The following is a 25,434-nucleotide window of genomic DNA, read 5'->3' as shown; positions in this document are numbered from 1 at the left end:
GATCCGTTGGTGTTCCGTCCACCCGCCGGGGTCTGCCTTTACAGATTTTCCAGGTAGGTGCGCAGTTTGTCGCTGCGGCTGGGGTGCTTGAGCTTTCGAATCGCCTTGGCTTCGATCTGGCGGATGCGCTCGCGGGTGACGTCGAACTGCTTGCCGACCTCTTCCAGCGTGTGGTCGCTTTGCATCTCAATACCGAAACGCATGCGCAGCACCTTGGCCTCGCGGGGCGTCAGGCTGTCCAGGATGTCCTTAACAACATCGCGCAGGCCCGCCTGCATCGCAGCTTCCACCGGGGCCACGTTGTTGGTGTCCTCGATGAAATCGCCCAGGTGGCTGTCGTCATCGTCACCGATCGGCGTTTCCATGGAGATCGGCTCTTTGGCGATCTTCATGATCTTGCGGATCTTGTCTTCTGGCATCTCCATCTTTTCGGCCAGGGTCGGCGCGTCCGGCTCGAAGCCGAACTCCTGCAGATGCTGGCGCGAGAGGCGGTTCATCTTGTTGATCGTTTCGATCATGTGAACCGGGATGCGGATGGTGCGGGCCTGATCGGCAATCGAACGCGTGATGGCTTGACGGATCCACCAGGTCGCGTAGGTCGAGAACTTGTAGCCGCGGCGGTATTCGAACTTGTCGACCGCCTTCATCAGACCGATGTTGCCTTCCTGGATCAGGTCCAGGAACTGCAGGCCGCGGTTGGTGTACTTTTTGGCGATGGAGATGACCAGGCGCAGGTTGGCCTCGATCATTTCCTTCTTGGCGTCGCGGCTGGCGCGCTCGCCGGCGTTCATGTGCTTGTTGATCTCCTTCAGATCCTCCAGCGGCACGACCGCTTTGGACTGAATGTCGATCAGCTTCTGCTGCAGTTCCTGAATCGCCGGCAGGTTGCGGCCCATCACGGCGCCGTAGGGCTTGCCGCTCTGGCTTTCTTTGACCGCCCACTGCAGGTTCAGTACGTTGGGCGGGAAGGCCTTGATGAACTGCTCCTGGGGCATGCCACAGCGGTCGACGACGATGCGGCGAATTTCGCGCTCGAACTTGCGCACATCGTCGACCTGGGAGCGCAGGATGTCGCACAAGCGTTCGATGGTCTTGACGGTGAAGCGGATCGTCATCATTTCGGCGCTGATCGCTTCCTGGGCCTTCGTGTAGGAGGCACTCTTGTAGCCATCCTTCTCGAAAGCTTTGCGCATCTTGTCGAAGTTGGCCGACAAGCTGTCCAGTTTGACCAACGCCGCGTTCTTCAGCTCTTCAAGCTTCTTGGTCAGGGCCTTGGAGCCGCCATTGCCGTCGTCATCGTCTTCTTCGTCGAATTCGTCGAAATCTTCTTCCGCGACGTAATCGTCGGCTTCGTCATCGGAAACGAAACCGTCCACCACGTCCGAGATGGGCAATTCGCCCGCGCGGATTTTTTCGGTCAGCGACAAGATCTCGGCGATGGTGGTGGGTGACGCTGAAATGGCCAGCATCATGGCCTGCAGGCCCCCCTCGATGCGCTTGGCGATTTCGATTTCGCCTTCCCGGGTCAGCAGTTCCACGGAGCCCATCTCGCGCATGTACATGCGCACCGGGTCGGTCGTGCGGCCGAATTCGGAATCCACGGTCGAGAGTGCGGCTTCGGCGGCTTCTTCGGCCTCTTCCTCCGAGGCGGCAGCCGTGCTCTGGCCCTGCAGCAGCAGGGTTGCGGCGTCCGGGGCCTGCTCATACACGGCGATGCCCATGTCGTTGAGCATCGACACGATGGCTTCGAGGATTTCCTCGTTGATCAGTTTTTCAGGCAAGTGGTCGTTGATTTCCTGATGCGTCAGGAAACCCCGCGTCTTGCCCATCTTGATCAGCGTCTTGAGTTCGTGGCGACGCTTGGCCACTTCCTCTTCGGTGAGTTGGGTGTCGTCCAGGCCGAATTCCCGCATCAGGGCGCGCTCTTTGGCGCGACTGACCTTGATGCGCAGCGGTTTGGCCTTTTCTTCCTCGCTCTCACCGACTTCGTCTGCCACAACCTCTTCGGGTTCGGCTTCGCCCTCCAGTTCCGCTTCAATGTCGCCCAGGTCCTCGTCTTCCTCTTCGGCGGGCTTCTTGGCGGCTTTGGGCGATTCGGTGGCGGCCTTGGGTTTGCGGCCGCGCTTGGGCTTGTCTTCCGTGACCTCGGTCTTGGCGGCCTTGGTGGCCTTCTTGCTCACACCCTCTTCGGCCGCCGACTTGGCGGTCGATTTTTTGGCTTCTGTCGCGGCGGGGGTGGCTTTCTTGGCGGGCATGCAAGTCCTTTGGAGCGAATGGGGCGCCGAACGCAAGGGGGCGCAACCGGGTCTCACATGCCTGGCTTTTGCACTCCGCGAACGTTGTTCTCAGCAAACCCTCTATTTTACCGTCGAACTGGCCAATTTAAAGGTGCTTCACGTGTCCAAGCGCAGCTTGGCGGCGGGGCGGCCCAAGATGGCGGTGAGATCCAGCCGGCTCTGCAGCACGGCTTGAACGAGGCGCTGCAATTCGTCGGCTGGCCAGTCCAGACTCGCGGCTTCGTCCAAATGCTCAAGGGCGAGCGCGGGACGCTGCTGAAGCCAGACCGTGCACTCCGGGTCCTCTGCAAGGCGGGCGCGCAGCTCAGCCCAGGCCAAGGGGCCGTGCTCCGTGGTTTGTCGATCCAGCCACGCCAGCACAGCGGCATGGGGCCCGGGGCGGTCAGTCAGCTGCGTGTGGGTCTCTGTGCTGAGTTGGGCCCAGGCTGCTGCGTTGACCAGCATGGCGCGAACCAGTCGGTCTTCGGGGGACGGGGGCGAAAGGGGCTGAAGCTTGCCTGGCGCGGCCTTGCGATCCTTGCGGGGCAACCATCGGGTTTCTCGGGCGTTGGGATTGGCCCCGCCCGGCACGGGTGATTCAGGCGGGGCGTTTCGCTCCGGAACCGCCGCGAAGCCTTGCCACTGACTCAGCAACTCCTCCTTGGAGAGCTTGGCGCGGTGGGCCAATTCACCCGCCATTTGCTGTTTGAGCCCGCCTTCGGGCAGGGGGGACCACAGAGATTGGGCTTGCTGCAAAAAGCGGGCGCGGCCCTCGGGTGTGTCCAGGCGGCATTGATGGCTCGCCACTTCGATCAGAAAACTGGACAGGGGCATCGCGTCAGCCGAGGCCCGCTCGAACGCTTCACGCCCCTCCGCTCGCACGAACGAATCGGGGTCGTGCTCGGGGGGCAAGAACAAAAACCGGACTTGACGGGTCGCCGTGAGGTGGGGAAGGGCGGCCGTCAGCGCCCGTTCCGCGGCCTTGCGCCCGGCCGCATCGCCATCAAAGCTAAAGACGATTTGATCGGTAAAGCGAAAAAGTTTGTGAACGTGCTCAACCGAGCAGGCGGTCCCCAGGGTGGCGACGGCCTGCCCAATGCCAAATTGGGCCAGAGCAACAACGTCCATATAGCCCTCGACCACCAGGGCATAGCCCGCCCGGCGAATGGCCGCGCGCGCCTCATAAAGTCCATAGAGCTCTTGCCCCTTGATAAACACCGGGGTCTCGGGGGAATTCAGGTATTTCGGCTCGCCATGGTCCAGAACCCGTCCACCAAACCCGATGACCGCGCCCGCGACATTGCGAATTGGAAACATGACCCGATCGCGAAACCGGTCGTACCGCCGGGGCGCCCCGTCCTCGTCTTTGCGATCCTCACTGACGATGACCAAACCCGCCGCCTCGAGTTGGGCGTCGGCATAGTCCGAAAAACAACGTGAAAGCCCACGCCATCCTTTCGGGGCATACCCCAACCCGAACTGGGCAGCGATGACGCCGCTCAGGCCCCGTCCCTTTAAGTATTCGATGGCGGCCGGCGCTGTTTTGAGCTGCTGTCGGTAATAACTGGCTGCCTGATCCAAAAGTTCGGACAGGTCGCGCTGTTCAGCCTTCTTTTTTTGTGCCTGCTCGCGCTCCTCAGCGGACCGTCGATCGTCGGGCACGTCCAGGCCCACGCGCCGAGAAAGGTCTTGAACCGCTTCGATGAAAGAAAGGCCCAGGTGATCGCAAAGGAAACGAATGGCGTCGCCATGAACCCCACAACCAAAACAGTGATAGGTTTGACGCGTGGCGCTGACGTGAAAACTCGGGGTTTTTTCGCCGTGAAAAGGGCACAGGCCTTTGTAGCTGGCCCCAGACTTTTTCAGGCTGATGTGGGCGCCCACCACCTCGACAATGTCCAGGCGGCTCAACAGTTGCTGAACGAACTCGGGCGGGATCACGCTGTCAGTGTAGGCGCCAAATAGAAAAACACCTGCGACTCAGCACGAGCGGCAGGTGTCATGGCGGCTCGGTGCCGCCTTGTCGAACATTTGTGCTTCGCCGCCTGGGCGGCGAGGTCGATTAAACCGAAAAATCTTCCAACTTGGCGCCGCCGGCCAATGCCGCCTTGAGCCATTTGGGCTGCAACCCTCGGCCACTCCAGGTCTCGCCCGTGGCTTGGTTGCGATATTTCGCCGCGACCTTGGACTGGCCCTTGACGGGGCCTCGACGCGGAGCCGCCAGATCGGCCACGGTCAAACCATATTCAGACATCAGGGTGCGAACTTTTGCGAGGGCATCGCTGCGTTCACGGTCTTTGGTTTCCGCAATCTGCTGATCCAAAGCGGCGCGTTGCGCCATCAATTCTTGGAGGGTTGCCACGTTGCCACCTCGGCTGGTTGTCGGTATGAAATCCGCCGCATAACTTCACAGCGTCGGGCGCATCATAACCAAGAATTGAATTCGGGCAATGGCGGATAGTTACTTATACCCAACGCGGTCCAGCATTTTCTGAACGTTTCCGAGGTGGGCGGCAACTCGGGCCAATGGAATGGATTCTGTCTTGAATTCACCAATGGCACGCAATGCCGGGTTTTCGGTGCGCACAGCATTCACCACCGGCCACTCGTTGTTGCCCTCGGCAAAATACCGCTGCGCGGCATCACTGGCCAAATATTCCAAAAAACGCTGGGCCGCGTCTCGATTTTTGGCGTGGCGCGCCATGGCACCGCCAGCAATGTTCATGTGGGTACCTTGGTCGCGCTGGTTGGGCATGACATACCCAATCTGGTCGACCACCGCTTGATCCTCGGGTTTCTTGGAGAGCATCAGGCGTGCCAAGTAATAGCTGTTGGTCAGCGCCACCTGACATTCGCCGCTGGCGACGGCTTTGATCTGATCGGTATCTCCCCCTTTGGGGGCTCGGGCCATATTGGTCACAACGCCGCTCAGCCACTTTTCGACGGCAACTTCGCCCATTCGCTCATGCAAGCTAGAAAACAGCGACAGGTTGTAGGGATGCGAGCCGGAGCGGGTGCAGACCTTGCCCCTGAGTTTGGGGTCGGCCAGATCTTCGTAGCGGGTGACATCCTCGCGCTTGACCGCCGCTTTGTTGAACACAATCAGGCGGGCGCGGGTGGAGTAGCCATACCACGCGCTGCCTTGGGCACTGGCGGTTGCCCGGTACTGAACCGGGATGCGCTGGTCAAGAACGGCTGACTTGAAGGGTTGAAACAGGCCATCGCGTTCCGCCTGGTCCAGTCGCGCGGCGTCCACGAGCAGGATCACGTCCGCCGGGCCGGCGGCCCCTTCGGTTTTCAGGCGCTGAAGGATGCCAGCGTCGTCCGCTTCAATGCGGTTGATCTTGATGCCCGTGGCCTTGGTGAAATTGGCGTAGAGCGCCTCATCCGTCTGGTAGTGACGGGCAGAGTACAGATTGAGAACCGTGTCCTGAGCATGAGCCGATGCGGCAAGGGCAAGCAGGGCGGTGAGGTGGGCGGTAGCGCGAAGCATGAAAACTCCAAAGCGGCGGGATGCGATGCCCTGAAGTTTATCAAATAAGAATTGTTCGCGTTTGCGTTAACTCAAACTCTACTTTTTGCTCCGCCTTCGGCACCTGGCGTGCGCTCAGGCTGCGGGTGGAACGTAGCCAGCGGGCGCTTCCGCACCCCCGTCAAAAAGAAATTGCTCCATTTGCCGGGCGAGGTACTGCCGGGCGCGCTGGTCCGCCAAGTTCAGCCGGTTTTCGTTGACCAGCATAGTCTGGTGCTTGACCCAGGCCCCCCACGCCTCCTTGCTGACCTCATTCCAGATCCGCTGGCCCAACGGGGTGTGCGCGGGGTAAGGCGGAAAGTCGAGGCCCTCAGCCTCTTTTTTCAAATAAACGCATTGAACGGTGCGGGCCATGGGGACCTCCTGCCTTCACGGGACATTGAAACGGGCGCGACTGTAGCGGCTGGATCAAACCAGGTGTTTGACCAGGACTTGGGATCGACGGTCCCAGTTGTATTTGCGCTTGCGTTCTTCGGGTAACCACTCGGGGTCGACGACTTGAAAGCCCCGCTTGATGAACCAATGCATGGTGCGAGTGGTCAGGACAAAGATGGATTTCAGACCCTGCGCCTTGGCGCGTTGTTCGACGCGTTTGAGCAGGCGTTCGCCGTCACCTTGCGATTGCGACTGGGGGCTGACGGTCAGGGCGGCCATCTCGGCGGTGCCGGCTTCCACGTAGGGGTAGAGCGCCGCGCAGCCAAAGATCACGCCATCGTGCTCGATCACCGTGTACAGCTCGACATCGCGTTCGATTTCTGTACGGTCGCGCTTCACCAAGACCCCTTCGCGCTCGAAGGGTTCGATCAGCGCAATGATGGACGAGACATCGTCGCTGTTGGCCTCCCGCAGGCTTTCAAGCTTCTCATCGACCACCATGGTGCCAATGCCATCGTGGGTGTACACCTCTTGCAGCAGGGCGCCGTCCACAATGAAGGGCAGGATGTGGGAGCGATCCACCCCCGCACGACAGGCCTTCACGCAGTGGCGCAAATAAAAGCCGGGGTCGGTGGGCAAGGCCGGCTCGGGCCAACGTGCGAGCAGCCGCTCGGCGTCGGCCAGAGCCAGCTCAGTGTCCACGGCGCTGGACGGGTCATCCGGCTGTTCGTGAATGCCGGGGGTTTCGGTCATGAAGATTAGCTTGTCGGCTTGCAAGGCGATGGCCGTCTGGGTCGCAACATCCTCCATGGCCAGATTGAAGGCCTCACCGGTCGGCGAAAAACCGAAGGGAGACAGCAGCACGATGGCCCCCGAGTCCAGCGCGCGCTGAATGGCCACGCCCTCGACCCGTCGCACGTAGCCGCTGTGCTCGTGGTCGATGCCATCGATGATCCCGATGGGCTTGGCTGTCAAAAAATTGCCCGAAACCACCCGCAGCGTCGCATTGGCCATGGGGGTGTTGGGCAGCCCCTGACTGAACGCGGCCTCAATCTCAAAGCGCAGCTGCCCGGCTGCCTCCTGAGCGCAGTCCAAGGCGATGGCGTCAGTGATGCGCTGCCCGCGATAGTGCCGCGCAGGGTGATTTTTTAGTCGCAACTGCTCGTCCACCTGCGGACGAAAGCCATGGACCAGCACGATCCGGATCCCCATGGCATGCATCAACGCCAAATCTTGCGCGAACACGTTGAGTTTCCCGGCGGCAATCATTTCCCCCGCCATGCCCACCACAAAGGTTTCCCCCCGGTAGGCGTGGATATAGGGCGCGACCGCGCGAAACCAGGGAACGAAAGTGTGGGGAAACACCAGGCTCATGCGCCGAACTCAACAAGAAAGGGGTGGGGTAACCATTGTGCGGCATGACGTTTGGCCTCTTTTCGACAGAGATTCCCCGTGACAGCATCCATGCCTTCTGCCATTCATTTGAGGCTTGCCCATGAAGGACTTCAAAGACATTTACGCCACGCCGGGTGCTTTCAGTTGGAACGAGTTGACGACGCCGAACCCCGCAGCGGCCTGCGAGTTCTATGGCGGCCTGCTGGGGTGGACCTTTCAGACCCTGGATATGGGGTCTGGCCCGTATCACCTCATCCAAGTGGGCGAGGCCCCTATTGGTGGCCTGATGGCGCCCCAGCCGGGCTGTGAGGACATGCCGCCCAGTTGGGGCACATATGTGACCGTGGCGGACGCTGATGCCACGGCCGCGCAGGCCGAGAAATTGGGCGGCAAAGTGCTGGCGCCGCCATTTGACATTCCCAATGTCGGACGGATGGCCGTCCTGCAGGATCCGCAGGGGGCGGTGTTCCAGGTCATTGCTTACAGCCCCCAAAGCTGACCCCCTTCCCGGGCGTCAGAGGCGGGACAATGCGCCTGCCATGAATGACGACAAGCCCCACAGCCGGCGCGCCCCGCCGGCTGTTTCCGTTGAACGCCGCCCCAAACTGGAGGCCCAGTCGGCGCTCCCCCGCGCGACCGAACCCCGCAGCGGCGCTGAGCGCCGGCCGGCTGCCCCTGCGACGCCCATCCCGCCGATTTCCTTCCCGGAATCGCTGCCGGTCAGCGGCCGCAGGGAGGAAATCGCGGCAGCCCTGCGCAGCCATCAGGTGGTCATCGTGTGCGGTGAAACCGGCTCGGGGAAGACCACGCAGTTGCCCAAGATTGCACTGGCTTTGGGCCGGGGCACGGGCAATGGGGGGCGGTTGATTGGCCACACCCAGCCGCGCCGACTGGCGGCCACGAGCGTGGCCAAGCGAATCGCCGAAGAGTTGAACTCGCCCTTGGGTGAGGTGGTGGGCTACAAGATCCGCTTCAACGACCGACTGCAGCCCGGCGCGTCGGTGAAGCTGATGACCGACGGCATCTTGCTGGCTGAGACGCAAACCGATCCGCTGCTCAAACGCTACGACACGCTCATCATTGACGAGGCTCATGAGCGCAGCCTCAATATCGATTTCTTGCTGGGATACCTCAAGAACATCCTGCCGCGCCGACCCGATCTGAAGATTGTGGTGACCTCCGCCACCATCGACGCCGAGCGGTTCGCCCGCCATTTCGAGTCCAAGCGGGGCCCAGCACCGGTCATACAAGTCAGTGGGCGCTTGTACCCCGTGGAGCAGCGGTGGCGACCCTTCGAGGAAAAGAAGGATTACGGCCTGGCCGATGCCATCCGCGATGCCGTGGATGAGCTGTGGCGCAGCGGTCCCGGCGACTGCTTGGTGTTCCTGCCGGGGGAGCGTGAAATTCGCGAAGTGGCCGAGACCCTGCGAGGTCATCATCCGCCGGGTGTGGACGTTTTGCCGCTCTTTGCCCGACTAAGCCAGCAAGATCAGGACAAGATTTTCCAGCCCCATGGCGCCCCACGCATCGTCCTGGCCACCAATGTGGCAGAGACCTCGTTGACGGTTCCGGGCATTCGGTTCGTCATTGACGCGGGGACGGCGCGGGTTAAACGCTACAGCTACCGCAACAAGGTCGAGCAGCTGCAGATCGAGCCGATCAGCCAAGCTGCGGCCAACCAGCGGGCGGGCCGCTGCGGTCGGGTCTCCAACGGCATTTGCGTGCGCCTCTATGGTGAACAAGAGTTCGCCCAACGGGCGCGTTTCACCGACCCCGAAATCCTGCGCAGCTCACTGGCTGGGGTGATTCTTCGGATGAAGTCCCTGGGCCTGGGCGCTGTGGAGGATTTCCCCTTCCTGGAGGCGCCACCGGGGAAGGCCATCGCGGACGGCTATCAATTGTTGGCCGAACTGGGCGCCGTCGACGAGAAGAACGAGCTCACAGACATCGGCTTGCAATTGGCCAAGCTGCCGCTGGACCCGCGGGTGGGGCGCATGTTGCTGGCCGCTCGAGACAGCCAAGCGCTGACCGAAATGCTGATCATTGCGTCCAGCCTGAGCAGCCAGGATGTCCGTGACCGCCCACCCGAGAGCGCCAGCCAGGCGGATGCCAAGCACAAGCCCTTTGACGACGAAAAGAGCGAATTCACGGGCTTGCTCAAACTGTGGAAGTGGCTGGAAACCTCTCGAGGGGGTGAGGGGCAACACAAGCTCAGCCACCGCAAGCACGAAGCCCTGCTGCGAGAGCATTTCATCAACCCACGGCGGGTGCGGGAATGGCGTGACATTCACCAGCAGCTCCACAGCGTGGTGGCGGAGCAGGGCTGGCGCCTCAATGAAAGCGAAGCCACGTATGAGCAGCTTCACAGGGCCCTGCTCGCCGGCTTGCTCGGGAATATCGGCCTGAAAAGCGAGACCGAAGACACCAATGCGTACGTTGGGGCCCGGGGTATCAAATTTTGGCCCTGGCCGGGCGCCCACCTGAGCAAGAAGCCGGGGCGCTGGGTGTTGGCGTCGGAGCTCGTGGAGACTTCACGCCTGTGGGGTCGCGGGCTCGCCAACATCGACCCGGCCTGGGTGCTCGCGCAATGCGGGCATTTGCTCAAGACCTCGCTGTCGGAGCCGCACTGGGAGAAAAAGGCTGGCGAAGTGGTGGCGCTGGAGCGGGGAACGCTCTATGGACTGACGCTGTACCAAGGCAAACGGGTGAATTTCGGCCGCCTGGACGCTGCAAAAGCCCGAGAAATTTTCATCCGGGATGGGCTGGTGGCTGGCGAGATGGAATCGGACTTGCCGTTCTTGGCCCACAACGCCAAGCGCGTGGCCGAGGTCGAGCGCCTGGAGCACAAGGCCCGTCGGCAAGACGTCCTGGTGGACGATGAATTGATCTACCTGTTCTACGACGCGCACATCCCTGACTTTGTATGTTCGACGGCCACGTTGGAGCGCTGGTATCGCTCAGCGGTGAAGGAGGCGCCCAAGCTGCTGCACTTCAGCCGTGAAGACTTGATGCGTCATGAGGCGGCGGGCATCACCAGCGATGCCTTTCCCAAGATGCTGCGCCTGGGTGGCGTGGATTGCCGCTGCGAATACCTGCACGATCCGGGTGACGCGCGCGATGGGCTGACGGTCACGATCCCGGTGTTTGCCCTCAACCCGGTGAGCGATGCGGCTTGCGAGTGGTTGGTACCCGGCTTGGTGGAGGCCAAGGTCACCGCCCTCATCAAGGCGCTGCCGCAGAAACCCCGTGCCCGATTGGCACCGGTTCCGGCGTTTGTCACCGAGTTTGTTGCCGCCACTCCTTTTGGTGAGGGCTCGCTGATCGACGGCTTGTTGGCCGCGATCAAACAGCGCGTGCAGCTGCCCCTGACGCGAGCGGACTTCAAGCTCGAGCTGTTGAGCCCCCACCTGTTCATGAACCTGCGGATCGTGGACGAACATGGCCGCCAGCTGGGCATGGGGCGTCATTTGGCTGCCTTGAAAGCCGAGTTCAGTGGCTTGGCCCGGTCGAGTTTTCAGGCCCTGGCGGCCTTGAAACTCGCTTCGAACGCGGCTCAGGCGGCCCAGCCGTCCGCGCCCTTGACCGATGCGCGATCCCAGGGTGCGCCAAGCAAGGCGTCCAGTGGGCACGCCCCTGCCGCGCCCGCGCCGGTGGAGGGCACGCCGCGCTATACCGATTGGTCCTTTGGTGAACTGCCGGAGCTCTTGGAGATCCGGCGCGGCAGCCAAAGCTTGATTGGCTTCCCGGCGCTAATCGACAAGGGCAGTCACGTCGAAATCGAAGTGTTTGATGAACCCGAGTCGGCGCAGGCCTTGCATCGGCACGGGCTCCTGCGGCTGTTTGCCTTGCAGTTGAAAGAGCCGCTCAAGGGGCTGGAGAAGAACCTGGGCGCCGACTTCTTGAAGCTCGGCGTGGCGTTTATGAGCTTGGGTACGGTGGAGGAATTGCGTGCCCAGGTACTCAACTTGGCTTTGGACCGGGCCTTTGCAGCCGACCCGCTGCCCACCACCGCCGCGGAGTTCCAGACCCGGATGAACGAAGGGCGGCCCCGCTTGGTGCTCATCGCCCAGGAAGTGGTGCGCTTGGCTGGGACCGTGTTGGTCGAGTTCCAGGCCACGCTGCGAAAACTGAAGGATGCCCGGGCGCCCAAAGAGGTGGCGGAGGACATCCAGTCCCAGCTGGACCGCCTCCTGCCTAAACAATTTTTGGTGCGAACGCCGTGGGCCCAGCTTCAACACTTCGCTCGCTACCTCAAGGCCATCCAAGTGCGGCTGGACAAGTGCCGAGCCGACTTGGAGCGCGATGCCCGACTCCTCAGCGAACTGCGCCCGCTGGAGCAGCGCTGGCAGCGCCGCGTCGCAGAGCGCCGAGGCACGCCCGATCCGCGCTTGGACGAATTCCGCTGGCAACTCGAAGAACTGCGGGTCAGCCTGTTTGCCCAGGAGCTGCGGACGCCGCAGCCGGTGTCTGTCAAGCGGCTCGAAAAGGTTTGGCAGCAGATGCAGGGTTGATCCTTGCTTCTTCGCTGCAAGTGACCGCTGGTGGCCAGTGTTTAATTCGTCTTCATGGTGGACTCCTCAAGCCCTTCAGCATCGCCCCCACCGGCCCCGCGTCTACTCGGGCCGTTTGAACTGCGCCGCTTGCTTGGCAAGAGCGAACGCAGCATGGTGTGGCAGGTGGCCGACTCACGGAACCGGCAGGACTTGCTGTTGGTTTTGCCCCGCCATCGGCCGGTTGATCCGGGTGCCTGGCTGGCTGCGGCCCGGCAGGCGACGCGACTGGAGCACCCGGGCTTGCCGACGCCGGCCGATACCGGCTTTGCGGATGGTCTGCCCTATTTGGCCTATGCCCGCAGCCTGGGTCAGACCTTGACTGAATGGCTGGTCAGTCACAAAGCCCCCACCGGGGTTGAGGCGTCTCGCTGGCTCGAGCGTCTGTTGCAGGCGCTGGGGATTGTTCATGACGCCGGCTTCACGCATGGCGATCTGCAGCCCTTTACGGTCGTTCTGGGGGACGAGGGGCGGGCCTTTGTGCTCGGCCTGGGGCTGCTGGGGGCCCAGTGGGAGGAGAGCGCTGAAGCGCGGCGTCGCCGCCAGGGCGAAGCCCTGGAAGACGTGCTGTGTGTGGGCTTGCTCGCCAACCGACTGGTGGGCGGACGGGCGCCGCTGGAGTGCACGGACACACGCGAAACCCTGCTGCGCATGCCTCCCCACGGGCCGGAAATCGTTCGTCTCGGATTCGAAAGCACCCACCCGGTTGACGATGCGCTGCGGGCTATTTTGAATCGCAGCACGGCCACTCAGCCCACGCACCGGTATTTGCAGGCATGGGCATTTGCGCGGGCGCTGGAAGGCTGGCGCGAGCGCGCCCAGAACCCGGAAGGGGGCTCCGTGGCGCGGCTCTTGGACCGGTTGACGCGCTATGGCGGCTTGCCGGTGACGCGGCCGGAGGCGCTCAAGAGCATTCAGGCCGGGGGATTGGAAGGGCGCCATGTCGGTGAATTGACGGGTCTGGTAATGCAAGACCTGGCGCTGAGCTTGGAGGTGCTGCGCCGTGTGAATCTCGCCCGTCGACGGGAGGGCGGCAGCGGCTACAGCGCCATTCTGAATGTGGGAAAGGCGTTGGCCCTGATCGGGTTGAAAGAGCTGTCCGCAGCTGCGCAAGCGCTGAGACCCTGGCCCGGCTTGTTGGCGCCGGAGCGGGTGGTGAGCTTGCGCCTAGCTGTGGCGCGGGCGCACAAAGCGGCGGAGATTGCCGAGCGTCTGGCTCCACGGGGCTATGACCCAGACATGCTGCGCCTGACGGCATTGGGGCAAAACTTGGGGCGCTTGCTAGCGAGCTACCACATGCCGGACGAGAGCGAGCAAATAGACCGCCTTCAAGTCGCGCCGGAACCCACCGAAGCCGTGCCGAGTCCGCGCGGGTTGAGTGAGCGCCAAGCCGCGTTCGCCGTGCTGGGGTGTGAGCTGGATGACTTGGGGGTGGCTGCGCTACGCGCGTGGGGCCTGGGGGACGAGTTTGCCCAGTTGATTCGGCGCCCTGACCCCGAGCAGCCCGTACCCCATGGCAGCGGAGATTTGGACGGTTTGCGGCTCATCTGCGCCATGGCCAACGAGTTGGTCACGCTCCTGGCTCAGCGGGATTTGAAGCGACGCCGCATTGGTTTGGAGCTGATCACCCGCCGCTATGCCAGGACGGTGGGCCTGAGCTTGGAGGTCGTCCACATGGCGGTTTATCCGGAGTCGGCGCAGGCCTCCATCCAGCACACCTTGGCCTAGGCGGCGTTAGAGTCGAGAACAAGAAGACGGGGGAGGCATGGCAACACTGGGGCGGTTCAAGTTGGTGCGCAAGTTGGGTGAAGGGGCCCAAGCCACTGTGTGGTTGGCGCATGACCCGCGCTTGGACCGCGAAGTGGCGCTGAAAGTGCTCACCGCGGAGGACGCCGACGTCAACACCTGGTTGCACGAAGGGCGCGCTGTCAGCCGTCTGAACCATCCCGGGATCGTGCCCGTCTTCGAGGCCGATCGCTTTGACGGACAGCCGGCCCTGGTCTTTGAGTTGGTCCGGGGGGGCACGCTGACCCGCTTGATGAGTGAAGGCCCGCAAGCCCCTCGACGTGCGGTGGAGTTGATGATTCAGATCTTGGATGCGCTGGCCTGTGCGCATGCCGCCGGTGTCGTGCACCGTGATCTGAAGCCGGGCAATGTGCTGCTCGACCCCCAGCAACATCCGCGAGTGACAGACTTTGGGATTGCCGCAAGGGCGACCGATCACTCGGAGGCTCGGATCGTTGGCACACCGGGCTACATCTCCCCGGAGGCGGCTCGGGGTGAGGCGCCGCAGCCGCGCATGGATGTATACGCGGCCGCCATGATGTTGGCAGAGTTGCTCAGCGGCCGACGCATCAATGGCGACAGCAATGCCATGCGCAGCCTGCGCCGAACCTTGGACGAGGACTTTGAACTGCCCGAGGTCAAGCACGCCGACATGGACGATGCGCTGCGGGCCATCGTTCAGCGGGGCATGGCGCGGGACCCGTCCAAGCGCTGGGACAGCGCCGCGGCGATGCGTGACGCCTTGACGCACTGGCTTCACGTTCCCCAAGAGGATCAAGGTGAAGGCGATAAGGAGGCCGGGGCGGCGGCGCTCGAGTTTCTGTTGCGACGCATGCGAGCCAAGGCCGACTTTCCGGGCCTGTCGGCGTCGATTGAGCGCATTCAACGGCTGGCGCATTCGGAAACCGAAAGTCTGTCGGGATTTGCGAATGAGATTCTGAAAGACGTCGCGCTCACCCAAAAGCTGCTGCGCTTGGTCAATACCGCCCAGTTCCGGCATGCAGGGGGCGGAAACATCAGCACCGTGAGCCGCGCGGTGGCCTTGGTGGGCTTTGGAGGGGTTCGCAGCTTGGCCTTGTCCTTGGTCTTGCTGGAACGTATGGAGAACCGCGCCCATGCGGCGCAACTCAAGACGGAATTTGTGCGCAGCCTGATGGCAGGAAGTTTGGCGCGGGAACTGATGGACCGGCCGCGGGAGGCCGAAGAGATGTTCGTTGTGGCGCTGTTCCAAAACCTGGGGCGCATGCTGACCGAGTTCTATTTCCCCGAGGAGGCGCAGCAGGTCCGCCGCACGGTGCGCGATGCCCAAGGGACGCAGGCCCCGGTGAGCGAGGCCACGGCCAGCACGCGGGCCCTGGGTATCTCCTACGAAGAACTGGGTGCGGCAGTGGCCAAACGCTGGGGCATGCCCGACGGCCTCACGCAAGCCATGCGCAAACCCAATGGCGAGCCGCCGGATCGGCCGCTGGAGGTGCCCGTGGAGCGCCAACGCTGGATGGGGCGCCTGGCCAACGATGCGGCGGACACCATGTTGCACACCGAACCCGAGCGGGTGCAGTCCAAGCTCGCCCAGTTGGCCGAATCCAGCAGCAAGGCCTTGCGACTCAGCGGCAAGGTGTTTGAGGAAGCCTGTGGTCAGGCCAAGCAGCGGCTGGCTGATTTGGTCGAGGTGATGGAGCTGCGCATCGACAAGCGGGCGCCCGAGCAGCGCTTGATTGCGCCCCCGCCCGTTGAGGCCGCGGATGGTTCTGGCATGGCCGCCGCTGAAATGGCCACTTTGGTCATGGACACCAAAGTGATTCATGAAGAGCCGGCCAACGCGCGCGAAAAAGCCGCCCAGCATTTGGCGGCGGGCATTCAGGACATCACCGATGCGATGGTCGAAAGCAATGACCTGGGCTCGGTACTGCGCATGATTTTGGAAACCATGTACCGCGCGCTGGACCTGCGCCGGGTGCTCTTTGTGTTGCGCGATGCCCGTACGGACACCCTGGTGGGCCGATTTGGGATGGGCGAGGGCATCGAAAGCCTGACGCCCCAATTCAAGGTGCCGTTGAAGCCAGCGCCGGGCCTGGCGCCGGATCTGTTTGCGGCGGTTTGCCTCAAAGGTGTGGACACCCTCATCAGCGACACCACCCACGGCACGGTGGCCCAGCGCCTGCCCGAGTGGTGGCGTCGCCAGTTCGCTGCAGGCAGCTTCCTGGTCTTGCCCTTGATGGTCAAAGGGGCGCCGTTCGCCATGATCTATGCCGACCGCGCTCAGGCCGGTTCGATCGAGCTGGACGAGAAGGAGCTGTCCTTGCTGCGCACGCTGCGCAACCAGGCGGTGATGGCCTTTCGGCAGGCGGGTGGGGCCTGAAGGTTTTGTCGAGCGGGGGGCTCCCCGGCGGCGCCCCTTCGCTACCTCGTCGGTCGGGGCGGCGTGACGCTTACGGCAGCGGCAAACTGACCGAGAACACGGTGCCCCGGCCCGGTTGGCTGGTGAACTGAATCTGCCCCCGGTGCTTTTCGACAATGGCCTTGGCGGTGTTGAGGCCCAAGCCGCTGCCTTCCCCCATGGCTTTGGTGGTGAAGAACGGGTCAAAGATGCGGCTTTGGATCTCCGCTGGAATGCCGCGTCCGGTATCACCCACGGCAACGACGACGAATCCATCGCGGGATTTCAATGACACCGTGAGGGTACCGGAGCCGCCCATCGCTTGCAGCGCGTTGTGGACCAGGTTGGTCCACACCTGGTTGAGTTCGTCGGGATGGGCCCGGATCCGTGGAACGGGCTCGATCTGTTTGACCAACTCGATGCCGCGCCGGATCTGGTTTTGGTACAGAGTCAAGACCGTGTCGAGGCAGGCCGCCAAATCGGTCTCTACCGCCTCCAATTGGGTGCTTTGGCGCGCATAGGCTTTGAGGGCGAAAACGATGCGGGTGACGCCCTCGACCGCTGAACTGATCGTCGCTGCGCTCCCAATGGCCGCGGCCAAATGGTGAGCCGCTTCCAGCAACTCGACGCGTCCAGGTGAATGCAACACGGCATCCACCTGGGGCAAGTCTTCACCCCGAATGCCGCAGGCCAGCAACTGCTCGACTTCCGGGCGAGGCAGGGGCGTGCCATGGGCGGGGCGAAGGGGGCGAGCACGCGACGGGATGACGGTATCAGAGCTCGGCGGCGGCCGGGTGGCTCAAGGGTCGAACAAGTCGGCGATGCTGATGCGGGGCCGCGGCTTCACGAGCGGTGAGCGGACCGATTGCAGGGGGGTTGCCTGAAGACCCGAGGCCCGGACGCCCATGAGCCGCAACCGCAGGCTCAAATCCACCCGCTTGAGGCACAGGCCCGCCGCGTGGCGGATGGCGCGGGCCTCGAACACCGGGGCGTCCAGCGTTTGATCGCGCGTCACGGTCTTGAACCCCTCGAACCGCAGCTTGATGCCGATCGTGCGGGCCGCCAGTTTTTTCTTCGCCAGGTCCTGGGCCAGCGCTTCACAGAGCGACGTCAGGATGCGTCCGAGCTCGGCTTTGTCGCGAACCGCATGCAAATCCCGCTCGAAGGTAGTCTCGTGGCTGATCGATACCGACTCGCTGTGGGTGATGACGGGCCGATCATCGCGTCCATGGGCGGATTCGTGCAGCCAGGCACCATAGGCTTTGCCAAAGCGTTGGATGAGCCACGCCGGATCGCAGGCGGCCAAGGCGCCAATGGTGTGAATGCCCAGGCTTTCCAAGCGCTCGGCGGCCTTGGGGCCCACGCCATTGATCGCCCGGACCGACAAGGGCCAAATGCGCACGGTCAGGTCTTCCGGGCGAATCAGGGTCAGACCATCGGGTTTGTCCAACTCACTGGCGATCTTGGCCAGCAACTTGTTGGGCGCCAGTCCAATGGAGCAGGTGAGTTGGGTTGCCCCTCGAACGTTGTTCTTGATGTCCTGTGCCAGCTGTTTCAACCCCCCCAGGGGATCGTGGGCCACGCCCTCCCGCTGGGCGGCCAACTCAGTCAAGTCGATGTAAATCTCGTCGATGCCGCGATCTTCAATGACCGGCGCGATTTCCCGGACGGCGGCTTTGAAGCGGCGCGATGCAGCCCGGTAGGCCTCGAAGTCGACCGGCAGCAGGATGCAATCGGGTGACAGCTGCGCGGCCTTCATCAACCCCAGGCCGGATCGCACGCCAAAAGCGCGTGCGGCGTAGGTGGCGGTGGTGATGACGCCGCGGCCGGTGTAGTCCTTGAGACGGGCGAACTGCAACTGACCGTCGGGGCCCGGCTGGGGCTGGTGCTCCCGGCGACCGCCAATGACCACCGGCAGGCCCTTGAGCTGCGGGTAGCGCAGCAGCTCGACGGACGCGTAGAACGCGTCCATGTCGAGGTGGGCGATCCAGCGGGGCGTCAATCGGCGTCAGTCGGCATCAATCGGCGGCGAGTCGGCTGCGGTGGCGCGCGATCTGGGCCCGCACCTGCTCCGGCGCGGTGCCGCCCAGCACCTTGCGGCTGGCCAGCGAGCCCTCCAGCGAGAGCGGCCCGAATACATCGGCGTCGATGCGGGCGTCCATGGCCTGCAACTGCTCAAGCGAGAGCGCAGCGAGCTCCAGCCCCTGTTCGCTGGCCACGCGCACGGCGTGGGCCACGATCTCGTGCGCGTCGCGGAAGGGCACGCCCTTGGTCCGCACCAGGTAGTCGGCCAGATCGGTGGCGGTGGCGTGGCCTTTTTGTGCGGCGGCGCGCAGGTTGTCGGCGCGGGCTTCCAGGCCGGCCAGCATCTCGACAAAGATGCGCAGGGTGTCACGCAGGGTGTCGACCGTGTCGAACAACGGTTCCTTGTCTTCCTGGTTGTCCTTGTTGTAGGCCAGGGGCTGACCCTTCATCAGGGTCAAGAGGCCCATCAGGTGCCCGTACACGCGGCCGGTCTTGCCGCGCGCCAGCTCCGGCACGTCGGGGTTTTTCTTCTGCGGCATGATGGACGAGCCGGTGCAGAAGCGGTCGGGCAGGCGGATGAAACCGAAGCTCTGGCTCATCCACAGCACCAGCTCCTCGGAGAGGCGCGAGATGTGCATCATGGCCAGCGCGGCCGCATGCGTGAACTCGATGGCGAAGTCGCGGTCGCTGACCGCGTCCAGACTGTTCTGGCAGACGCCTTCCATGCCCAGGGTGCGGGCCACGCGCTCGCGGTCCAGCGGGTAGGGCGTGCCAGCCAGAGCGGCGGCACCCAGCGGCAGGCGGTTCACGCGGCGGCGGCAGTCGGCCAGGCGTTCGGCATCGCGGGCAAACATTTCCACGTAAGCCAGCAGGTGGTGGCCAAAGCTGACCGGCTGGGCCACCTGCAAGTGCGTGAAGCCCGGAGCGATCACATCCGCATGCACCTCGGCGCGTTCCACCAGCACCGCTTGAACCTGACGCAGCAGCGCCAGAAGGCCGTCGATCTCGCCACGCAGCCACAGGCGCACGTCGGTGGCCACCTGGTCGTTGCGGCTCCGCCCGGTGTGCAGGCGCTTGCCGGCCAGGCCGACCAGTTCGGTCAGACGGGCCTCGATGTTGAGGTGCACGTCCTCCAGTTCCAGCTTCCACTTGAACTGTCCGCCCTCAATCTCGGCGCGGATTTGCGCCATGCCGCGCTGGATGTCGGCCCAGTCGGCATCGCTGATCAAGGCTTGAGCGTGCAGCATCTCGGCATGGGCCAAACTGCCTTGAATGTCGGCCGCCCACAGGCGTTGATCGAAGCCAACGCTGGCGGTGTAGCGCTGTACCAGTTCGCTCATCGGTTCGGCGAACAGTGCGGACCAGGCTTGGGCCTTGTTGGCCAGGGGGTTGGAAGACATGGGGGCAGGAATAGAGGAAGCTGTCCTAGGATTCTAGGAATGCGAACGCCCCCTGCCTCGGAATCCTCGGTTGACCGATTGCGCATGGAGACCGTTTTTGAGGTCTGCCAGCCCGGCGTGGTGCTGCGCGCACTGTTTCTCATTCAAGGGGCCATGGCCTTGGGCTTGATGTTGGTGGCCTCGGGTCCGCTGGACTGGTGGGTGCGTTACCTCCAGAGTTCGGTGATCAGCATGCCCGCGCTGGCAACCTGGCTGTCCGTGGTGTGCGGCTTGCGGCTGCGCTTGGCAGCCTGGCCCTTGATCCGCATCCAAGTGGCCTTGGTGGCGCTGGGCGCCGGCAGCGCTTGGTGGCCCTGGTGGGTGCTCGGTCACGCGCTGGCGATGGACATGGGCCCGGTGGAGTTTCGGGGCCTGGGTGTGGCGCTGGTGGGCGCCACGTTGGCGGGAGGCTTCGTGCAGGGCTTGTTGTGGCGAGCGCGGGCCGCGGTTCCCAGTGGCATGCAGGCACGGTGGGTTGAGCTCCAAGCCCGGATCCGTCCGCATTTTTTATTCAACACCCTCAATACCGCGGTGGCTCTTGTTCGCGTCAACCCTCCCGTGGCGGAGCGGGTGCTGGAAGACCTGGCGGACTTGTTCCGCGGTGCCTTGGCGACCGATGGGCAGCCCAGCACGCTGGCGACGGAAGTTGAAATGGCTCGCCGCTATCTGGACATCGAGCAATTGCGTTTTGGGGAGCGTTTGCGGGTGCGCTGGCAATTGGATGCGGCCTGTGATGCCGCCCGCGTGCCCAGCCTCTTGCTTCAACCTTTGCTGGAGAACGCGGTTCGGTACGGGGTCGAACCCAACGAAAGTGGGGGCGATATTGAAGTTCGCTCGGCGGTTCGTTCGGGGCGGGTCGAAGTCACGGTCTGGAACAGCGTGGCCGCGCCGGCGGCCGGAGGGCATGGGCTGGCGCTGGCCAATGTGCGCGAGCGCATGGCGCTGCTGCATGACGTCTCGGGCTCTTTTGAAGCGGAGGCTTCCGCGCGAGGCTTTACCGTTCGAATCGGCTTGCCATTGCCACAGGGAGGTTGAACGATGTTGATCGAGGCGCCACTGCGTGTCCTGATTGCTGACGACGAGCCGCTGGCCCGTGCGCGCCTCGCCAGCTTGCTGGAAGGGTGCCGGGACCCGCACGCGCAGGTGCTGGCGTCACTGGCTTCGGCGACCGCAGTGCAGACGTGGCTACAGGACCACGGCTGCGATCTGCTGCTGCTGGACATCCAGATGCCAGGCGACGGTTTGGCTTTGGCCGCGGACCTGAAACAGCGTGCGGATGCTCCGGCCGTGGTCTTCGTGACCGCGCATGCCCAGCATGCGCTGGATGCCTTTGGCTTGAATGCCGTGGACTACCTGACCAAGCCCGTGCGTCAAGAGCGGCTGCAGGCGGCACTGACCCGCGTGGCGCAGCGCTTGCGGGAGCGAGAGGCCCTGGCGCGGGTGGCGGCACTGGAGTCCCCGCCCGATGAGGTGCTGCAGATTCACGAGCGCGGCCGTTTGGTCCGGGTGCCGGTGGGGGAGGTGATTTACGTCAAAGCGGAACTCAAATATCTGACGGTCCGCACGCCCGAGCAGCGCTACGTCATGGATGGCAGCCTCAACGATTTGGAACATCGCATGGGCCATCGTTTCTTGCGCATTCACCGCAATACCTTGGTGGCGAAGAATGCGGTGCGCGAACTGGCACGACGGGCCGAACCAGAGGCGGGGAGCGAAACGGAGGGTGAGATTCAGGAAAGCTGGGCCGTGCGAGTGGCGCCGGTTCAGGAGTGGTTGCCGGTGTCGCGCCGCCAGCTCAGCGCGGTGCGTGAAGCCATTGGCGCGGGAGATTGAGCCCATGCGCATTGGTGAACTGGCCCGGGTTTCGGGGCTGTCCGTGCCCACCTTGCGCTTTTACGAGCGCGAGGGTTTGTTGCCCAGCCCCACTCGCAGCGAGGGCAATTACCGTCACTACAGCCCAGCCCAAGTGGAGCGGGCGCTATTCATTCGCCGCTGCCGGGCCTTGGCCCTGTCGCTGGACGAGCTGCGCGCGTTGCTGGCTGCGCGGGACGAGCAGGCCTGCGAGGCGGTGAACACGCTCATCGACCGCCACCTGGCCCATGTGCAAGCGCGCCGCCGGGAGCTCGAGGCGCTGGAGTCCGAATTGCAGGCTTTGCGAGCGCGCTGTGAGGGGCAAGGCGACGCCTGCGGCATTTTGGAGCGGCTGGCAACCGCGCCGCTGGCGAATGAACGGCCGACCGACGTCCACGGTCGGCATGAGCGCAACTGAGCACAGCCCCGGCGGAATGGGACCTTAGAGCAGGCGGGCCAGCAAGCCACCCGCCGCAGAAGGGCCCAAGGGCAGCCAGACGCAAAACGGGTCGCCGGGGGCCACCGCGATGGGCTCGCCCTCCAGGTTTTGCATCGCCTGGAGCTCGAAGATCTGATTGCCCTGAGGGTGTACCAGCTCGATGCGGTCGCCCACCGCGAAGCGGTTCTTAACTTGCACCTGGGCCCACCCATCGTCGCGCACCGCTGTGACCTCGCCCACAAAATGGCTGCGATGCAGCTCGCTGCTGCCGTTGATGTAATTTTGGTAGTCCTGGGCGGGTCGACGCTCCAAGAGCCCGCTGGTGTACCCGCGGTTGGCCAGCCCTTCCAACTCCAGCAGCAACTCGGGGTTGAAGGGTCGCCCCGCCACCGCATCGTCAATGGCTCGGCGGTACACCTGGGCCGTGCGGGCCACGTAGTACAGGCTCTTGGTGCGGCCCTCAATCTTGAGGGAATCGACACCAATGCGCGCCAGCCGCTCCACATGCTCCACGGCTCGCAAGTCCTTGCTGTTGAGGATGTAGGTGCCGTGTTCGTCTTCCATGATGGGCATGAGCTCACCCGGCCGGGCCTTTTCCTCCAAGAAATAGACCTGGTCCGCGGCCGGGTGGCGTTGCCCCCCGCCGCAGGTGGAGAAGGTGGATTCCGCTTCGGACTGGGCCTCGGCAAAGTTGAAGTCCGCGTCCAATTTCCCGACCGGAATCGCCTCACCCGAAGGGGAGTCTTCGCGGGCGCCCTGGGTGCTGTACTCCCAGCGACAGGCGTTGGTGCAAGTGCCTTGGTTGGGGTCGCGACGGTTGAAGTAGCCCGACAGCAGGCAGCGGCCCGAGTAGGCGATGCACAGGGCACCGTGCACAAAGACTTCAATCTCCATGTCGGGGCACTCGTTGCGAATGGCCTCGACCTCATCCAAGCTCAGTTCGCGCGACAGGATGATCCGCTCAACCCCAACCTTCTGCCAAAACTTGACGGCCGCCCAGTTGGTGGTGTTGGCCTGGACCGAGAGGTGAATGGGCACCTTGGGAAAGAGGCCGCGCTCCATGTGGTCCAGCACCTGCATGATCAGGCCCGCATCCGCCATGATCAGAGCGTCGGGCCGCAGCTCCACAACGGGCTGGATGTCCCGCAGGTAGGTCCGCACCTTGTCGTTGTGGGCGATCAGGTTGCTGGTGACGAAAAATTTCTTGTCCCGCGCATGGGCCTCTTCAATGCCCTGGGCGATTTGCTCCAGGCGGAACTCGTTCTTGCGCGCGCGCAGCGAATACCGGGGCTGACCGGCATAGACGGCATCGGCGCCAAAGTCATAGGCCGCCCGCATCTTGGCCAGAGAGCCGGCGGGCAGGAGGAGTTCGGGGGCGCGGAGGGTGGGGGCAGACATGGGCGCGATTGTCCCAGCCTCACGGAGACCCTGCGCGCCCCGGGCCTACGCCTCAGGGCCGGAGGCGGCGCGGCGTGACCTCGATGCGCACGATGCGCGGGTCCTCAGGGCTGTTGAACTCGATCGTGGCTTTGACGCCGCTGCGGGTCAGAACACGGGGCTTGAGCGTTCGCTCGCCCACCTGCAACGCAAAGCCCAGATCCAACTCGGCCGGCAAGCGAGCTTGAACTTGCAACGTGCCGCGAATGGGCAGGCCCGACGATTCGGCCAGTGCCAGGGGAATGGCTTGACCCATCGCCGACTGCAGGGTCGCCGACCCCCAGGCCTTCTGATCCACAAAAGCCTGAATGTCGACCACCACCTCCCCGGACTGGTCGGGGTCCAAAGCTGGCATCGGACGCTCCACGACGCGGCCGATCTGGACCATGGCGTGCTGCGCGTGGTTTTCTGGGTTGTGGATGGCCAGCTGCAGCGGGTGCCCCTCGCGCACCACGGCTTCGCCTTCGGTCATGCTGACCGTCAAGGCGCCAGCCTGAACATGGGCTTGAAGCCGCTGGCCCTTGGCCTCGAGGGGGCCGCCCTTGAGCGTCAGCAGCAGGTCCTCGTTGCCAAAGCTGGACAAGCGCACCGACGCGCTGCCCGAGTCATCCAACGTCAAGGTCTTGTGGTCGACGGTGCGCTCTCCCACCCGAATGGCGACCCAGTAGCGCGGCGCGGTGGCCGTGGCATTTGGTTCTGTAGCTACGGGCGGAGCAGGGCGAAGGGCCCAAGCGGTGCCCAGCATCAGCAATCCTGTGAACAAGGCCACCCAGGGGCGGGCAATGCGGGCGGCGTGGGCGGTTTTCATCCAGCGAATCCTTTCGAGCAGGGGATGGGGCGCAAAGGGGCTCATGGCGAGGCGGGGGGCGTCCCCGGCTTCGGCCTTGGCCAGGGTGCGCAAATAGGTGGCGAGTTGGCTGGGGTGCCGGCGCAGCACTTGCGCGTCGGCGGCGAGTTCTTGGTCGGCCCTAAGGCGGCGTAGGGCCCACCAAGCCAAGGGGTTGAACCAGTGCAGCAGCCAGACGGCGGTGGCCAGCAGCGTCCAGGCGTTGTCGCCGCGCTGGGCGTGGGCGCGCTCGTGGGCGCGGATCAGGCGGCGCTCCTCGGGGGCGAAGCGCTGGCGGTAGTCCAGCGGCAGCCACAGGCGCCCGCGCCACAGGCCGACCCAGGCGGGGCTGCTGCCGGCAGGCAAGCGCGGGCCTTGGCGCAGGTAGCGCCGCTGCTGCCAGGCCAGGGCCAGTGCGAGCCCCCCCAGGCCGGCAAGCCAGGCGGTGAGCAGCAGCGTCCCCCAGGCCACGCCAGGGGTGGCTGGCGCGGGTAGGGCCTGCAGTGGGGCCGCAAGCAAGGCCTCGGTGCGGACCCGCCAGGCCAGGGGTTCTGAGCCGTTACCCAGTGGGGGCAGCCAGGGGCTGAGCAACACGGCGGGCACGGCGCTCCACCCGGCCAGCACCGCGCCGGCGCCGCCCCAGCGACGCAGGAGCGGGCGCAGCAGCAACAGGGTCAGTACGGCCAGACTCAGTAAGACGGTCTGCTGCCCGAGCAGCTTGAGGAGGTGGGCCTCACTCATCGCCTTGCTCCGCCAGCAGTTTCTTGAGCGCCGCGCGATCCGCCGGGCTGAGCTTGCGCTGGCTGCTGAACTGCGCCACCAGGGGCGCCAGCTGGCCGCCGAACAGGCGGTCCAGCAGGCCAATGCTCTGGGTGCCGAGCCAGGCCTCCCGCGCCACCAAGGGGCGGTAGAGGTAGCGCCGCCCGTCCTTGTCGGCCGCAATGGCCCCCTTTTTGAGCAGGCGGTTCAGCAGCGTCTTGATGGTGGCGAGTTGCCAGTCTTGCTGGCCCGCCAAGGCGGCGGCAATGTCGTCGGCTGTCTGCGGCGCCCGACGCCACAGCACCTCCATGACCTGGGCCTCGGCGTCACTGATGGGAGGGTTCATATTTCGATTACTTGTGTAAACG

The 25,434-nt window shown here is 64.1% G+C and carries 19 protein-coding genes; 7 read left to right on the top strand and 12 right to left on the bottom strand.

All coding sequences use genetic code 11. The annotated features are described in order from the left end of the window. Positions 1-38 precede the first annotated feature (38 nt). The 6 genes from rpoD to argA form a co-directional block, all read right to left on the bottom strand. Positions 39-2,255 carry an RNA polymerase sigma factor RpoD gene (rpoD, locus tag I7X43_RS11485; RefSeq protein WP_198101081.1) on the bottom strand — a complete coding sequence of 739 codons (2,217 nt, stop codon included), beginning with the start codon at positions 2,253-2,255 and terminating at the stop codon, positions 39-41. A gap of 138 nt (positions 2,256-2,393) precedes the next feature. Then, positions 2,394-4,217: a DNA primase gene (dnaG, locus tag I7X43_RS11480; protein WP_198101080.1), complete on the bottom strand. Its 1,824-nt coding sequence runs from the start codon at positions 4,215-4,217 to the stop codon at positions 2,394-2,396. A 121-nt stretch (positions 4,218-4,338) separates the two neighbouring features. Continuing rightward, entirely contained in the window at positions 4,339-4,638 is a 300-nt protein-coding gene (locus tag I7X43_RS11475) for an H-NS histone family protein (protein WP_198101079.1), read from the bottom strand. Positions 4,639-4,737: 99 nt separating this feature from the next. Beyond that, positions 4,738-5,769: an extracellular solute-binding protein gene (locus I7X43_RS11470; RefSeq protein WP_198101078.1), complete on the bottom strand. Its 1,032-nt coding sequence runs from the start codon at positions 5,767-5,769 to the stop codon at positions 4,738-4,740. A 114-nt stretch (positions 5,770-5,883) separates the two neighbouring features. Then, positions 5,884-6,162, bottom strand: coding sequence for an oxidative damage protection protein (locus I7X43_RS11465; RefSeq protein ID WP_198101077.1), 279 nt, complete (start codon positions 6,160-6,162; stop codon positions 5,884-5,886). A gap of 54 nt (positions 6,163-6,216) precedes the next feature. Next, positions 6,217-7,557, bottom strand: a complete 1,341-nt coding sequence (argA, locus tag I7X43_RS11460) for an amino-acid N-acetyltransferase (RefSeq protein ID WP_198101076.1) — start codon at positions 7,555-7,557, stop codon at positions 6,217-6,219. A 121-nt stretch (positions 7,558-7,678) separates the two neighbouring features. On the opposite strand from argA, the gene I7X43_RS11455 reads away from it, so the two are divergent. From I7X43_RS11455 to I7X43_RS11440, 4 genes are read left to right on the top strand one after another with little or no spacing between them, the layout of a single operon-like run. Beyond that, on the top strand, positions 7,679-8,077 hold the full coding sequence (locus I7X43_RS11455; protein WP_198101075.1) for a VOC family protein: 399 nt from the start codon (positions 7,679-7,681) through the stop codon (positions 8,075-8,077). Between the two features lie 40 nt (positions 8,078-8,117). Then, on the top strand, positions 8,118-12,089 hold the full coding sequence (gene hrpA, locus I7X43_RS11450; protein ID WP_198101074.1) for an ATP-dependent RNA helicase HrpA: 3,972 nt from the start codon (positions 8,118-8,120) through the stop codon (positions 12,087-12,089). Between the two features lie 54 nt (positions 12,090-12,143). Further along, positions 12,144-13,856, top strand: coding sequence for an HDOD domain-containing protein (locus I7X43_RS11445; protein WP_198101073.1), 1,713 nt, complete (start codon positions 12,144-12,146; stop codon positions 13,854-13,856). Positions 13,857-13,893: 37 nt separating this feature from the next. After that, complete coding sequence (locus I7X43_RS11440) at positions 13,894-16,272, top strand: serine/threonine protein kinase (protein WP_198101072.1); 2,379 nt, start codon at positions 13,894-13,896, stop codon at positions 16,270-16,272. Positions 16,273-16,342: 70 nt separating this feature from the next. Here the strand turns inward: I7X43_RS11440 and I7X43_RS11435 are convergent, their stop codons facing one another. From I7X43_RS11435 to argH, 3 genes are all read right to left on the bottom strand, one after another. Continuing rightward, a complete protein-coding gene (locus I7X43_RS11435; protein WP_198101071.1) occupies positions 16,343-16,939 on the bottom strand; it encodes a sensor histidine kinase in 597 nt (198 codons plus the stop codon). A 150-nt stretch (positions 16,940-17,089) separates the two neighbouring features. After that, positions 17,090-18,292 (bottom strand): DNA polymerase IV, encoded by a 1,203-nt coding sequence (dinB, locus tag I7X43_RS11430; RefSeq protein ID WP_198101070.1) that lies wholly within the window; start codon positions 18,290-18,292, stop codon positions 17,090-17,092. Between the two features lie 16 nt (positions 18,293-18,308). Continuing rightward, complete coding sequence (argH, locus tag I7X43_RS11425; protein ID WP_198101069.1) at positions 18,309-19,715, bottom strand: argininosuccinate lyase; 1,407 nt, start codon at positions 19,713-19,715, stop codon at positions 18,309-18,311. Positions 19,716-19,754: 39 nt separating this feature from the next. Between argH and I7X43_RS11420 the strand changes: the two genes are divergently transcribed. Genes I7X43_RS11420 through I7X43_RS11410 form a run of 3 tightly spaced genes read left to right on the top strand, consistent with a single transcriptional unit; the run spans position 19,755 to position 22,023 of the window. Continuing rightward, positions 19,755-20,789: a sensor histidine kinase gene (locus I7X43_RS11420; RefSeq protein WP_246480364.1), complete on the top strand. Its 1,035-nt coding sequence runs from the start codon at positions 19,755-19,757 to the stop codon at positions 20,787-20,789. Positions 20,790-20,792: 3 nt separating this feature from the next. Further along, the gene (locus I7X43_RS11415) at positions 20,793-21,587 is read left to right on the top strand and encodes a LytR/AlgR family response regulator transcription factor (protein ID WP_198101068.1); all 795 of its coding nucleotides are present in this window, start codon (positions 20,793-20,795) and stop codon (positions 21,585-21,587) included. Positions 21,588-21,591: 4 nt separating this feature from the next. Next, positions 21,592-22,023, top strand: coding sequence for a Cd(II)/Pb(II)-responsive transcriptional regulator (locus tag I7X43_RS11410; RefSeq protein WP_198101067.1), 432 nt, complete (start codon positions 21,592-21,594; stop codon positions 22,021-22,023). A gap of 24 nt (positions 22,024-22,047) precedes the next feature. Here the strand turns inward: I7X43_RS11410 and trhP are convergent, their stop codons facing one another. The 3 genes from trhP to I7X43_RS11395 are packed head-to-tail and all read right to left on the bottom strand — an operon-like array spanning position 22,048 to position 25,412. Next, positions 22,048-23,442 carry a prephenate-dependent tRNA uridine(34) hydroxylase TrhP gene (gene trhP, locus I7X43_RS11405; protein ID WP_198101066.1) on the bottom strand — a complete coding sequence of 465 codons (1,395 nt, stop codon included), beginning with the start codon at positions 23,440-23,442 and terminating at the stop codon, positions 22,048-22,050. Positions 23,443-23,494: 52 nt separating this feature from the next. Continuing rightward, entirely contained in the window at positions 23,495-25,048 is a 1,554-nt protein-coding gene (locus I7X43_RS11400; protein WP_198101065.1) for a M56 family metallopeptidase, read from the bottom strand. After that, positions 25,041-25,412: a BlaI/MecI/CopY family transcriptional regulator gene (locus tag I7X43_RS11395; protein ID WP_198101064.1), complete on the bottom strand. Its 372-nt coding sequence runs from the start codon at positions 25,410-25,412 to the stop codon at positions 25,041-25,043. Before I7X43_RS11395 ends, I7X43_RS11400 begins: the two co-directional genes overlap by 8 nt. Positions 25,413-25,434: the final 22 nt, after the last annotated feature.

It is taken from the genome of Inhella gelatinilytica, from assembly GCF_016093295.1.
Lineage (GTDB): Bacteria > Pseudomonadota > Gammaproteobacteria > Burkholderiales > Burkholderiaceae_C > Inhella > Inhella gelatinilytica.
The sequence above is the reverse complement of the archived record's forward strand: the minus strand, read 5'-3'. Positions and strand labels throughout refer to the sequence as shown.